The sequence below is a fragment of the Streptomyces sp. 2114.4 genome, from assembly GCF_900187385.1.
Taxonomy (GTDB): Bacteria; Actinomycetota; Actinomycetes; order Streptomycetales; family Streptomycetaceae; genus Streptomyces; species Streptomyces mooreae.
The window spans coordinates 2,357,042-2,369,525 of sequence record NZ_FYEY01000001.1 but is presented as its reverse complement, the minus strand read 5'-3'; the positions used below and the strand labels follow the sequence as shown (position 1 = coordinate 2,369,525).

At 71.8% G+C, this 12,484-nt stretch carries 13 protein-coding genes; 5 read left to right on the top strand and 8 right to left on the bottom strand.

Going from position 1 to position 12,484, the window contains the following annotated elements; genetic code table 11:
* Positions 1 to 3: 3 nt before the first annotated feature.
* Complete coding sequence (locus tag CFW40_RS10305) at positions 4 to 894, bottom strand: SGNH/GDSL hydrolase family protein (protein ID WP_088797508.1); 891 nt, start codon at positions 892 to 894, stop codon at positions 4 to 6.
* Positions 895 to 1,216: 322 nt separating this feature from the next.
* Here CFW40_RS10305 and CFW40_RS10300 point away from each other — a divergent pair, with 322 nt between their 5' ends.
* Together CFW40_RS10300 and CFW40_RS10295 are read left to right on the top strand one after the other, a co-directional pair.
* Entirely contained in the window at positions 1,217 to 1,711 is a 495-nt protein-coding gene (locus CFW40_RS10300) for a DUF3145 domain-containing protein (RefSeq protein WP_088802014.1), read from the top strand.
* A gap of 69 nt (positions 1,712 to 1,780) precedes the next feature.
* Positions 1,781 to 2,671, top strand: a complete 891-nt coding sequence (locus tag CFW40_RS10295; RefSeq protein WP_088797507.1) for an NAD(P)-dependent oxidoreductase — start codon at positions 1,781 to 1,783, stop codon at positions 2,669 to 2,671.
* Between the two features lie 70 nt (positions 2,672 to 2,741).
* Here CFW40_RS10295 and fabF read toward each other — a convergent pair whose 3' ends face one another.
* From fabF to CFW40_RS10270, 5 genes are all read right to left on the bottom strand, one after another.
* On the bottom strand, positions 2,742 to 4,007 hold the full coding sequence (fabF, locus tag CFW40_RS10290; protein WP_088797506.1) for a beta-ketoacyl-ACP synthase II: 1,266 nt from the start codon (positions 4,005 to 4,007) through the stop codon (positions 2,742 to 2,744).
* 77 nt (positions 4,008 to 4,084) lie between these two features.
* Entirely contained in the window at positions 4,085 to 4,333 is a 249-nt protein-coding gene (locus CFW40_RS10285) for an acyl carrier protein (RefSeq protein WP_030991425.1), read from the bottom strand.
* Between the two features lie 104 nt (positions 4,334 to 4,437).
* Complete coding sequence (locus tag CFW40_RS10280) at positions 4,438 to 5,484, bottom strand: ketoacyl-ACP synthase III (RefSeq protein ID WP_088797505.1); 1,047 nt, start codon at positions 5,482 to 5,484, stop codon at positions 4,438 to 4,440.
* Positions 5,485 to 5,497: 13 nt separating this feature from the next.
* Positions 5,498 to 6,448, bottom strand: coding sequence for an ACP S-malonyltransferase (locus CFW40_RS10275; RefSeq protein WP_088797504.1), 951 nt, complete (start codon positions 6,446 to 6,448; stop codon positions 5,498 to 5,500).
* Positions 6,449 to 6,537: 89 nt separating this feature from the next.
* On the bottom strand, positions 6,538 to 7,722 hold the full coding sequence (locus CFW40_RS10270; protein ID WP_088797503.1) for a CdaR family transcriptional regulator: 1,185 nt from the start codon (positions 7,720 to 7,722) through the stop codon (positions 6,538 to 6,540).
* A gap of 57 nt (positions 7,723 to 7,779) precedes the next feature.
* Here CFW40_RS10270 and CFW40_RS10265 point away from each other — a divergent pair, with 57 nt between their 5' ends.
* Positions 7,780 to 8,451, top strand: a complete 672-nt coding sequence (locus tag CFW40_RS10265; protein WP_176956532.1) for a pirin family protein — start codon at positions 7,780 to 7,782, stop codon at positions 8,449 to 8,451.
* A 118-nt stretch (positions 8,452 to 8,569) separates the two neighbouring features.
* Here the strand turns inward: CFW40_RS10265 and CFW40_RS10260 are convergent, their stop codons facing one another.
* Positions 8,570 to 9,391, bottom strand: a complete 822-nt coding sequence (locus CFW40_RS10260; RefSeq protein ID WP_088802012.1) for a serine hydrolase — start codon at positions 9,389 to 9,391, stop codon at positions 8,570 to 8,572.
* A gap of 185 nt (positions 9,392 to 9,576) precedes the next feature.
* Between CFW40_RS10260 and CFW40_RS10255 the strand changes: the two genes are divergently transcribed.
* Together CFW40_RS10255 and CFW40_RS10250 are read left to right on the top strand one after the other, a co-directional pair.
* Positions 9,577 to 10,062: a MerR family transcriptional regulator gene (locus CFW40_RS10255; protein ID WP_088797501.1), complete on the top strand. Its 486-nt coding sequence runs from the start codon at positions 9,577 to 9,579 to the stop codon at positions 10,060 to 10,062.
* Positions 10,063 to 10,069: 7 nt separating this feature from the next.
* Positions 10,070 to 11,095, top strand: coding sequence for an aldo/keto reductase (locus CFW40_RS10250; RefSeq protein WP_088797500.1), 1,026 nt, complete (start codon positions 10,070 to 10,072; stop codon positions 11,093 to 11,095).
* 68 nt (positions 11,096 to 11,163) lie between these two features.
* Here the strand turns inward: CFW40_RS10250 and CFW40_RS10245 are convergent, their stop codons facing one another.
* Positions 11,164 to 12,402 (bottom strand): acyltransferase, encoded by a 1,239-nt coding sequence (locus CFW40_RS10245; protein WP_088797499.1) that lies wholly within the window; start codon positions 12,400 to 12,402, stop codon positions 11,164 to 11,166.
* Positions 12,403 to 12,484: the final 82 nt, after the last annotated feature.

Sequence of the window (12,484 nt, the reverse complement as noted above, 5' to 3'; positions counted from 1 at the left end):
CGGCTACGGCTGCGCCCGGGTGATCACGCGCAACGCCAGCGACGCCAGCTCCTTCTGGCCGCGGGTGCCCGGGTGGAACCAGTCCCAGGTGCTCAACTGGTGCCCGGTGAAGCGGTAGTCGAAGACCGACTTGTCGAAGCGGCACAGCGGATCCCTGCCGCACACCTCGGCCAGCGCCGAGTTGTAGGCCACCACCCGTTCCCGCACCGTCGCCCGGCGGTCCTGCGCCGCCTTCGTCAGATCGTCCGGATCGCGCAGCATGGACCCGCAGATGCCCAGCTTCCACACCTGCTTCCCGAGCGGGTTCTTGCGCCCCTCGGACCACAGTCGCAGCAGGTCGGGGACCGCCGCGACATACACCTGGGTGTGCGGCAGGGCGCGCCGCAGCCGCTTCATGGCGCGCGCGAAGTCGGCGCGGAAGGCGGCCGTCGGGGTCATCGCCCCGACATCGCGCCGGCAGGCGTCATTGGCGCCGATCAGGACCGTGACCAACTCGGGTTTGCGGTGGACGGCCGCGGTCATCTGGTCCGGCAGGTCGCTCATCAGCGCACCGGTCCTGGCGAAGTTCCAGCTGTGGGTGGCGGGGTGTTTGACGAGCCGTCGGGCGACGCTGCCGACCTTGGGGTCGGTGCCGGTGGCCCAGGAGACCCGGGGGCATTCGGAGAGCAGCGTGCAGGCGTCGAAACCGACCGTGATCGAGTCCCCGAGCGCCGCGACCGAGCCGGGATCGGTGTGCCATACGGGCGTCGGCTTGGGGTGCGGCTTCTCCGGGTGCCCGCCGCCACTACAGGCGGTGAGGGTAATCACCAGGGCGGAAGCGGCGGCGACGGTGCGTGAGAAGCGGCGTACGGAGCGGCTGCGCCGGGGGCGAACAGGCCGGCCGATCTGCTTCATCCCCTGTCCCCTCCGGCGTGCGAGTGATATCTCTTCGGGTACCGACGGTACGTCACCCCCGGGCCGGCACCGCACGGTAGCTTTGCCCCGTGCCTTCCGGGCGGTGACCCAAAGTGGCTGGTGCAGTCGGCACAGACCAAATTACATCACGTCATTTCCTGTCCCTTTTGCGGCAAATTCCGCCTAATGGTGTTTACTGTAGGTCACCAGCATGCTGGTGCCGAAGTGGTCACTGGGGCAGAATGACGACTGTCCCGGCCGCAACCGGAACGGGCACGAGGCCGCTGGGGAAGGCGAACCTCGAACCGCACTGGAGGTCCCGGTGACGACACGTGGAGTTCTGTACGTCCACTCCGCTCCGCGCGCGCTGTGCCCGCATGTCGAATGGGCCGTCGCGGGCGTCCTCGGTGTGCGCGTCAATCTCGACTGGATCCGCCAGCCGGCGTCCCCGGGCACCTGGAGAGCCGAGTTCTCGTGGCAGGGGGAGGCCGGCACGGCCTCCAAGCTGGCCTCCGCGCTGCGCGGCTGGCATCTGCTGCGCTTCGAAGTGACCGCGGAACCCTGCTCCACCGCCGAGGGCGAGCGCTACAGCTCCACCCCCGACCTGGGCATCTTCCATGCCGTCACGGGCATCCACGGCGACATCCTCATCCCCGAGGACCGGCTGCGCGCCGCGGTCGCCCGCTCGGCGCGCGGCGAGACCGAACTCGCCGCCGAGGTCGACAAGCTCCTCGGCAAGCCCTGGGACGACGAACTGGAGCCCTTCCGGTACGCGGGCGAGGGCGCCCCGGTCCGCTGGCTCCACCAGGTCGTCTAGAGGCGCCGGAGCCGTCCGACACGCGGCAGCAGTTGCCCTGGAGTGCGCTCCACGGCCTAGCGTGCCGTCATGGCCGACAACAACTCTCCCGACGCCCCGTCAGTAGCGGTGCTCGGCACCGGAATCATGGGCGCGGCGATGGCCCGCAACCTCGCCAGGGCCGGTCTGGACGTCCGGGTCTGGAACCGCACGCGCGCCAGGGCCGAGCCGCTGGCCGCTGACGGGGCCCGCGTCACCGGCACGCCCGCCGAGGCGGTGGACGGCGCCGATGTGGTCCTCACGATGCTCCTGGACGGGGAGGCCGTCCTGCAGGCGATGCGGCAGGCCGCGGGCGCGCTGCCGTCCGGCGCGCTGTGGCTCCAGACGAGCACGGTGGGCACCGAAGCCCTCCCGTCGCTCGCCCGGTTCGCCGACGAGCACCGCCTGCGGTTCGTGGACGCCCCCGTACTGGGCACCAGGGCGCCCGCGGAGAAGGGGGAGTTGACGATCCTGGCGGCCGGCCCGCGGGACGTCAGGGAAGGCGCCGAGCGGATCTTCGGCATCGTCGGGAGCCGCACCCAGTGGGTCGGTGAGGACGCGGCGGGCGGGGCGGCAAGTCATCTCAAGCTCGTCGTCAACAACTGGGTGCTGACGGTCATCAACGGTACGGGTGAGTCCCTGGCGCTCGCCAGGGCGCTCGGCGTGGACCCGCGCGACTTCCTCGGTGCGGTCGCCGGCGGCGCGCTCGACATGCCGTATCTCCGGCTGAAATCCGAGCTGATCCTGTCCGGGAACTACCCACCGAGCTTCACGGTGTCCGCGGCCCGCAAGGACGCCCGGCTGATCCTGGAGGCCGCCCGGGACGGCGGTGTGCGCATGGACCTGGCCCAGGCCTGTGCCGAACGCTTCCGGAGGTCCGAGGAGCAGGGCCACGGCGAAGAGGACGGCGCGGCCGCCTACTTCGCGAGCTTCGGGAGCTGAGCGGCACGCGGGAGGAACGCCGAGGGCCCGTCCGGTGAAGTCTTCACCGGACGGGCCCTCGGTACGTGCGTCAGACCGTCCGGAAGGCCAGGACCACGTTGTGGCCACCAAAGCCGAACGAGTCGTTCAGGGCCGCGATCCGGCCCTCGGCGGGCAGCTTGCGGGCCTCGCCGCGGACGATGTCCGCGTCGGCCTCCGGGTCGAGCTGGTCGATGTTGATCGTCGGCGGGGCGATCCGGTGCTTGAGCGCGAGGACCGTGGCCACCGTCTCGATGCCGCCCGCGCCGCCCAGGAGGTGGCCGGTCATCGACTTCGTGCTGGTGATGGCCATGTGGTCGACGTCGTCACCGAACGCCTTGCGCAGTGCCCGGAGCTCGCCGACGTCACCGGCGGGCGTCGAGGTGGCGTGCGCGTTGACGTGCACGATCTCGGCGGGCTGGAGGCCGGTGTTGTCGAGCAGGTTCTGCAGCGCCGCGGCGATGCCGTTGCCGGACGGCTCGGGCTGTGTGATGTGGTGGGCGTCGGCCGAGATGCCCTGGCCGACGGCCTCCGCGTAGACGCGTGCGCCGCGGGCCTTGGCGTGCTCCTCGGACTCCAGGACGATCACGCCCGCGCCCTCGCCGAGCACGAAGCCGTTGCGGTCGACGTCCCAGGGGCGGGAGGCGCCCTGCGGGTCGTCGTTGTTCTTGGACATCGCCATCATGTTGCCGAATGCCACGATCGGCAGCGGGTGGATGGCGGCCTCGGTGCCACCCGCGACGACGACATCGGCGCGGCCCGAGCGGATCATCTCGATCGCGTAGCCGATGGCCTCGGCGCCCGACGCACACGCCGAGACCGGCGTGTGCACACCGGCGCGGGCGTTGAACTCGATGCCGACATTGGCGGACGGCGAGTTCGGCATCAGCATCGGCACGGTGTGCGGGGAGACGCGGCGTACGCCCTTCTCCTTGAGCACGTCGTACTGGTCGAGCAGGGTCGTCACACCGCCGATGCCGGAGGCGATGACGGCGCCCAGACGGTCGGGGTTGACCGCCGTGTCCTCGCCGGCCTTGGCGGTGAAGCCCGCGTCCTTCCAGGCCTCCTGGGCCGCGACGAGCGCGAACTGCGCCGAGCGGTCCAGCTTGCGGGCCTGCGGACGCGGAATGGTCTCGGTGGGCTCGACGGCGATCTGCCCGGCGATACGGACGGGCAGCTCGGCGGCCCAGTCCTGTTCGAGGGTGCTGACACCGGAACGTCCGGCGAGCAGGGCCTGCCAGGTCGAAGCGCTGTCGCCACCCAGCGGTGTGGTTGCGCCGATACCGGTGACGACCACGGTGCGATTGGTCGCGTTCACGGGAATTCTTACTCCACGGGTAGAGGGGTCTGAATCGACGGCGCCACCGCGGGGTGGCGACATGCGCGGGAGCTGGATCAGCTCTGGTGCTTGAGGATGTACTCGGTCGCGTCGCCGACCGTCTTGAGGTTCTTGACGTCGTCGTCCGGGATCTTCACGTCGAAGCGCTCTTCGGCGGCGACGACGACCTCGACCATGGACAGCGAGTCGACGTCCAGGTCGTCGGTGAAGGACTTGTCCACCTGGACGTCCTCGGTGGGGATCCCGGCGATCTCGTTCACGATCTCGGCGAGACCGGCGACGATCTCTTCCTGAGTGGCGGCCATGATGGCGCTCCTTCGGTCATTTTATGGGGAACTGCGTTACTTGCGGTGAGGATCCGTGCGACGGCCGAGACATCCGGGGACGTACGGCCCTGCGCAGATCTTGCCTAGGGGAGGGTAACGACCGTCGCGGCGTAGACGAGACCCGCCCCGAAGCCGATGACCAGCGCGGTGTCGCCGCTCTTGGCCTGCCCGGTCGCCAACAGCCGCTCCATGGCGAGCGGAATGGAAGCGGCCGAGGTGTTGCCGGTGGTCTCCACATCGCGGGCGACCGTCACGCTCTCCGGCAGCTTCAGAGTCTTCACCATCGAGTCGATGATCCGCATGTTGGCCTGGTGCGGGATGAAGACGTCCAGGTCGTCCGGGCTGACGCCGGCCGCGTCCAGCGCCTGCTGGGCGACCTTCGCCATCTCGAACACCGCCCACCGGAAGACCGACTGGCCCTCCTGCGTGATGGCGGGGTACCGGATCTCCTCCGGAGCCGGGCGGCCCTCGGGGGCGTCCCCTCCGGGGAGGGGGGTGGAGCGGTAGACGTCCCAGCCCAGGGTCTGCTTGATGGTCTCGGACTTGTCGCCCTCCGAGCCCCAGACGGTCGGGCCGATCGCCGGCTCGTTGGCCGGGCCGACGATCACCGCGCCGGCGCCGTCACCGAAGAGGAAGGCCGTCGCGCGGTCCTCCAGGTCGGTGAGGTCCGAAAGCCGCTCGACGCCGAGGACCAGGACGTACTCCGCCGAGCCCTCGGTCACCAGGCCCTTGGCCAGGGTCAGGCCGTAGCCGAAGCCCGCACAGCCCGCCGAGATGTCGAACGCGGCCGGCTTGCCGGCACCGATACGGTGCGCGATCTCGGTCGCGATGGCCGGAGTCTGCTTGAAGTGCGACACGGTGGAGACGATCACGGCGCCGATCTGCTCGGGCGTGATGCCCGCGTCGGCGATCGCCTTGCCCGACGCCTCGACCGACATGGTCGCCACGGTCTCGTCCGGCCCCGCCCAGTGGCGGGTCGCGATACCGGACCGCGAGCGGATCCACTCGTCGGACGAGTCGATGTGCTGGAGGATCTCCTCGTTGGGCACCACACGGGTCGGGCGGTAGCCGCCGACACCCATGATCCGCGCGTACGGGGCGCCCTTCGAGGGCTTGATCTTCGAGGTCATGCGCTTCGGACTCCTATTCGGCCGGTGCAGCGTTGTCGGCGTGTCCGGCGATCAGCGTGCGGGCCGCGTCGAGGTCGTCGGGCGTCTTGAGGGCGAGGGTCCGCACGCCGGGCAGCGCGCGCTTGGCCAGACCGGTGAGCGTGCCGCCGGGAGCCGCCTCGATGAGCGTGGTGACCCCGAGCTCCTTGAAGGTCTCCATGCACTGGTCCCAGCGCACGGGGTTGGCCACCTGGCCCACCAGCCGCTGCACCAGTTCCCGGCCGTCGGAGACCAGCCGCCCGTCCTTGTTGGAGACGTAGCGCGTGTGCGGATCGGCGACCGACACCTGAGTGGTCGCCGATTCCAGAGCCGAGACAGCGGGTGCCATGTGGTGAGTATGGAACGCGCCGGCCACCTTCAGCGGTACGACCCGGCGAGTGCCCTCCGGCTTGTTCTCGACCAGTGCGGCGATCTGCTCGGTGGTGCCCGCGGCGACGATCTGTCCGGCGCCGTTCACATTCGCCGGGGTCAGGCCCAGCTGCTCCAGATGCGGGATGACGACGGCCTCGTCGCCGCCCAGCAGTGCGGCCATACCGGTCTCGGTGACGGCGGCGGCCTCGGCCATCGCCTGGCCGCGCCGGCGCACCAGCGTCATCGCGGCCTCGTCGGAGATCGCGCCGGTCAGCGCGGCGGCGGCGAGCTCACCGACGCTGTGGCCGGCTGCCGCGCCGACCTGCGCGGCGATGTCGTCGGCCGTCGCGAACAGCTGCCGGGCGGAGATCAGGGCGGAGGCCACCAGCAGCGGCTGGGCCACCGCGGTGTCGCGGATCTCCTCCTCGTCCGCCTTGGTGCCGTAGTGGACCAGGTCCAGGTCGATGGCGTCCGACCAGGCACGGAGCCGGTCCTCGACACCGGGGAGGTCGAGCCAGGGAGTCAGGAAGCCGGGCGTCTGAGCGCCTTGGCCGGGAGCGACGAGTACGAGCACCCTCACACTCTCTCTTGTGGGTGGTTCCGCCCGCCCGTGGGGACAAGGACGAAGAACCATCGGGGGAATTGTTGATGTCCGACAAAAGTCTAGGGCTGGGCCTCACCGTCAGCCAGGCGTCCCAGAATCAACGCGATACGGAGGGTGAACGCCGAGCGCACATCGGAGGGTGACCAGCCGGTGACGTCGGTCACACGTCGGAGCCGATAGCGCACGGTGTTGGGGTGCACGAACAGCATCCGCGCGGCACCCTCCAGGCTGCTCGCCTGCTCCAGGTAAACGCTCAGCGTTTCCAGAAGTGCCGACCCCGCCTCCTCCAGCGGTCTGTAGATCTCCTCCACCAGCTGCTCGCGGGCGACCGGGTCCGAGGCCATCGCGCGCTCCGGCAGCAGGTCGTCGGCGAGCACCGGCCGCGGCGCGTCGGGCCAGGCGGCGCAGGCCCGCAGGCCGGCCGCAGCGGCCTGCGCCGAGCGGGTCGCGGCCAGCAGATCGGCGACCACGGGGCCGGCCACCACGGCACCGGCGGCATACGGACCGATCAGCGCCTTCGCGGCCTTCAGGGGGTTGTCCGAGCCGCCCGCGATCACCACCAGGCGGGAGCCCAGCACACCGGTCAGCACCTGGAGCTTGGCGTGCCGGGCGGCCCGCCGGATCGCCTCCACGGTCAGTTCGCTGTCCCCGTCGGGGGCGGTGCCCAGCACCACGCACACATGCTCGGGGGAGTTCCAGCCCAGCGCCGCGGCACGGGAGACCGCGCCCTCGTCCGCCTCGCCCGACAGCACCGCGTTGACCACCAGCGACTCCAGCCGGGCGTCCCACGCGCCGCGGGCCTCGGCGGCCTGGGCGTAGACCTGGGCGGTGGCGAAGGCGATCTCCCGGGCGTAGACCAGCAGCGCCTCGCGCAGTACGGACTCGTCGCCCGGGGCCGCGACCTCGTCGATCGCGGACTCCATGACCTCGATGGTCGTCCGCACCATCTCCACGGTCTGCCGCAGCGTGATCGCCCGGGTCAGCTCGCGCGGCGCCGTGCCGAAGACGTCGGTACTGATCGCCTGGGGGGTCTCCGGGTGCCGGAACCACTCGGTGAACGCGGCGATACCGGCCTGGGCCACCAGGCCGATCCAGGAGCGGTTCTCCGGAGGCATCGCGCGGTACCACGGCAGGGTGGCGTCCATGCGGGCGATGGCGGCGGCCGCCAGTTTGCCGGACGAATTCTCCAGACGCCGGAGGGTCGCCGAGTGCGGGTGCGCGTCGCGCGATGCGGGTTCAGACACGGGACAAGCCTGCACTATCGGGGCGGAGAGGTGAGGGGGCGGGGCTACGGTGGGCCCATGATTCAGGTGCGCAGAGGCCATGAACGGTATCCGGGCGGGGACGCGGAGGCCGGGATCGAGTCACTGCACGCGTTCTCCTTCGGGCCTCATTTCGACCCGGACAATCTGCGCTTCGGCGCACTGATCGCCTGCAACGAGGAGCGGCTGGCGGCGGGCGCCGGATTCGACGAGCATCCACACCGCGACACGGAGATCGTGACCTGGGTGGTCGAGGGCGAGCTGACCCACCGCGACTCGGCCGGCCACGAGACCACCGTACGCCCCGGTGATCTCCAGCGGCTCAGCTCGGCCGGCGGCGTACGGCATGTGGAGCGCAACGACGGCGCGCGGCCGCTGCGCTTCGTCCAGATGTGGCTGGCGCCGCGGGAATTCGGCGGCGAGCCGTCGTACGAGGTGGTGCGCGGCATCGCCGACGGCACGCCGTACGCCGTCCCGCGGGCCGGGGCCCTGCTGCATCTGCGCCGCCTCGCCGAGGGGGAGCGCACCGCGGTCCCGGATGCCGCACGGGCGTATGTGCAGGTGGTGCGCGGCGCCGTACGGCTCGGCGCGGAGCGCCTGGAGGCCGGCGACGCGGCGCGGATCACCGACGGGTCGGGCCTGGAACTGCGGGGGCTGACGGCGGCGGAGTGCCTGGTGTGGGAGATGGAGGCGGAGCCGGCGTACGGGTGAGGGCGGCGGGTCCGGAGCCGGCGCGGGCCCGGAGCCGGTGGTGGCGTGCCACGCCGGTGTGTCGCGCGTCCGGCTCCGGTTCCGGCTCCGGCGCGTCCGCGTGCCGCCCGCGCCCCCGTCAGGCGGTCTGCGCCAGCTCGGCCAGCACCGCGTCGGTCAGCGGCGGCCAGGCCTCGACGGCCCACGGCCCGAAGGCCCGGTCGGCCAGCGCCACACACGCCGCGCGCGCGTCCGGGTCCACCCACAGGAACGTCCCGGACTGGCCGAAGTGCCCGAAGGTGCGGGGCGAGGACGCGCTGCCCGTCCAGTGCGGTGACTTGCCGTCGCGGATCTCGAAGCCCAGCCCCCAGTCGTTCGGCTTCTGATGGCCGTAGCCCGGCAGCACCCCCGTCAGCCCGGGGAAGGCCACCTGCGTCGCCTCCGCGAGCGTCTGCGGTGCGAGCAGCCGCGGCGCCTGCAGCTCGGCGGCGAACCGGACCAGGTCGGCGACGGTGGAGACGCCGTCCTTGGCGGGCGAGCCGGGCAGTTCCGTCGCGGTCATCCCGAGCGGTGCGAGGACCGCCTCGTGCAGATACTGCGGGAAGGGGATGTCCGTGGCCTTGGCGATGTGGTCGCCCAGCGCCTCGAAACCGGTGTTGGAGTAGAGCCTGCGGGTGCCCGGCTCGGCCATCGTGCGCTGCTCGTCGAAGGCCAGCCCCGAGGTGTGGGCGAGGAGGTGACGGACCGTGGACCCCTCGGGTCCGGCCGGTTCGTCCAGCTCGACGGCGCCCTCCTCGATGGCCAGCAGGGCGGCGTACGCGGCCAGCGGCTTGGTGACGGACGCCAGCGGGAAGCGGTGCTCCTGGGGGCCGTAGGATCCGGCCACCGACCCATCGGCTCGTACGACGGCGGCCGCTGCGGTGGGCACCGGCCAGTTCTCGATCATCCGCAGGCTCTGCATGCCCACGAGCCTAGGCGGTGTCCCCTCCGCGCTGTCCGGGAGGTCCCTGGGTCCCCAAATCCCGGTCAAGTCTTCCCGTGATCCGCACTTGCCTGGAGTGCACTCGAAGTCTCTAGCGTTGAGGACGTCGAGAGGCACCCGGCGAAAAGGCCGGGGGACATCCGGCGATCCAGGGGAGACGGGGCATGACGGTAACGCAGAGCGAACCGGTCACGAGCGGGGCAGCGGCCGGGAGGCTGCCGGCGAGGCCGCGCGGATGCGCCCCGACGCTCACGCACCCGCGGCCCGCCGGCCGGGACCAGTACACGATCAGCGAGGTGGCGGCACACACCGGACTCAGCGCGCACACCCTGCGCTGGTACGAGCGCATCGGTCTGATGCCGCATGTGGACCGCACCCACACCGGGCAGCGGCGCTTCACCAACCGCGATCTGGACTGGCTGAGCCTGGTGGCCAGGCTGCGGCTGACCGGTATGCCGGTCGCGGACATGGTCCGCTACGCCGAGCTGGTGCGGGCCGGGGAGCGCACCTTCGCCGAGCGCGAGGAGCTGCTGACCGCGCACCGCGAGGACGTACGGCAGCGGATAGCCGAGCTGCAGAGCACGCTGGACGTCCTCGACTACAAGATCGACATCTACGCCGACGCCCGCCGGGCGTCCGAGAGATTCTGAGGGCTCCATGGGTAACAACAAGATCGAGACGGTCGAGCTGGGCACCGGCGGGCCGCGGGTCGGGGTGCAGGGCCTCGGCTGCATGGGCATGAGCTTCGCCTACGGCCCGACGGACGCCGACGAGGCGCGGGCCACGCTGGAGCGGGCCCTGGAGCTGGGCGTGACTCTCTTCGACACGGCCGACATGTACGGCCTGGGGGAGAACGAGAAGTTCATCGCCCCGTTCATCCAGGCCCACCGCGACGAGGTCGTGGTGGCCACCAAGTTCGCGATCTCCCCCGACCCGGACCACCCGGACGACCCGTTCAAGCGCGTCATCCGCAACGACCGGCCGTACATCCGCCAGGCCGTCGAGGGCAGCCTGAAGCGTCTGGGCGTCGACGAGATCGACCTGTATTACATGCACCGGCGCACGGCGGACGTCCCCCTGGAGGAGTCGGTCGGCGCGATGGCCGAGCTGGTGGCCGAGGGCAAGGTCAAGCACCTGGGGCTGAGCGAGGTGACCGCCTCCGAGCTGCGCGCGGCGCAGGCCGTACACCCGATCGCGGCCCTGCAGTCCGAGTGGTCGCTGTTCAGCCGGGACATCGAGGACGGCGTGGTACAGGCCGCGGCCGAGCTCGGCGTCGGCCTCGTCCCCTACTCGCCGCTCGGCCGGGGCTTCCTCACCGGTGCGTTCGTCAGCGCCGACAAGGAGCTCACGGAGGGCGACTTCCGGCGGACCCAGCCCCGCTTCACCGGCGACAACGCCGCCGCAAACGCCGCGCTGCTGGAGCCGGTCCGCACGATCGCCGACGCCCATGGCGCGACGCCCGGCCAGATCGCGCTGGCCTGGGTGCAGCACCAGGCCACGGCCCGCAAGATCGCCGTCGTGCCGATCCCCGGCACCCGTAAGCGCAGCCGCGTCGAGGAGAACACCGGCGCCACCCGGATCTCGCTGACCGAGCAGGACCTGGCGCTGCTGGAGCCGATCGCCGGACAGGTCGCGGGGGCGCGCTACGCGGACATGACGCACACCTCGGCGGGACGGCCGTAAGGCCCGCGGGGCGGCGGGGCCGGTGGTGCGGTTCTCCGTACCGCCGGCCCCGCCGCCCTGCCGGGTGCTCACGTCAGCCCCAGCGCAAAGGCGGCGAACCCGGCGGCCAGGAGCGCCGCGGCGGCCCGGCCGGCCCGGGTGACGCCGGTCCACGGTGCCTCGAAGCGGCGGGCGGTGCGCCCGATGAGGAGCAGCGCCACGCCGAACACCGGCAGCCAGGCCAGCCGGACGAGAATCCAGCCGGGGGTGTCGGGCCGCGTGGTCAGCCCGGCGATCTCGCCCAGGAAGGACGCGGGCACGGCCGCCGAGAGCATCGCCGTCTGATGCCAGCACAGGACCGTCATCGCCGAGAGGTTGACGATCGTGACCGGCGCCCACAGGGCCGGCCGGCGCAGGAGACGGGCGAGCCGGTCGCGGAGCAGGACGGCGGCGCCGGACTGGGCCGCCGCCAGCGCCAGGACCAGCAGCGACGGCGGGTGGGAGTTCGTACGGTCCTGACCGGGGACGCCGACCATGCTCATCGGGTAGTGGAAGAACAGCAGCAGCGCGGCGAAGAGTGCGGCGCCCCCGAGCAGCAGCGACCAGGCGGTGCGCCCGCCGAGCCGCCGCTCGCCCCAGGACACCCCGAGCTGATAGGCGAACAGCCAGCCGGGCAGGAGATTGACCAGGCCGATCCACCCCGGCATGACATCGGCGAACGGCCCGTAGCGCAGGAAGTCCACCGTCGCGACGGCGGCCGCCAGCGGTGCCGCGGACCAGGCGCCCCACCGCCGGGCGGCCCGCAGGCAGTACGGCGTGAGCGCGGTCACCGCCGCATACACGCCCACGAACCACAGCGGCTGGATCACCAGCGTCGCCCCGGTCCGCAGGGTCGCCTCGGGCACCCCCAGGCCGTACACGACGGGGAGCAGCACCGCCCACACGGCCGTCACGCCGAGCACCGGGCGGCCCAGCCGGAGGATCCGGCCGCGCAGCCAGACGCCGGCCAACTCGCCCCGCTCGGTGGCGCGCCGGAGGGAGCGCACCGACGCATGGCCGCCGACCAGGAAGAAGATGCCGAGCAGCTGCAGCACCCAACTGGCGGGCGCGAGCGCGCCGAAGGTGGTCAGCAGGCTGGTGTTGTGCAGTGCGCCCCCGGCATCGAGGGTGAATCCCCCGATCAGCCAGTGGCCGAGGGGCACGGCGAGCAGGGCCAGCGCGCGCAGCCCGTCGAGGGCGCGGTCGCGGTCCGCCGGCGTGCGGTCCTCGATGGTGCGGACCGCTTTGTGGGCGGCGCTTCTGAGAGGCGGGAGGAAGGCGATGTCCATGAGGCGTCCTTGAGTGGTGGAGCCGAAGGGTGAGGAGCGGTCGGAGCGCGGGCGCCAGGCGGCCGGTGAGTCGGCGCCCCGG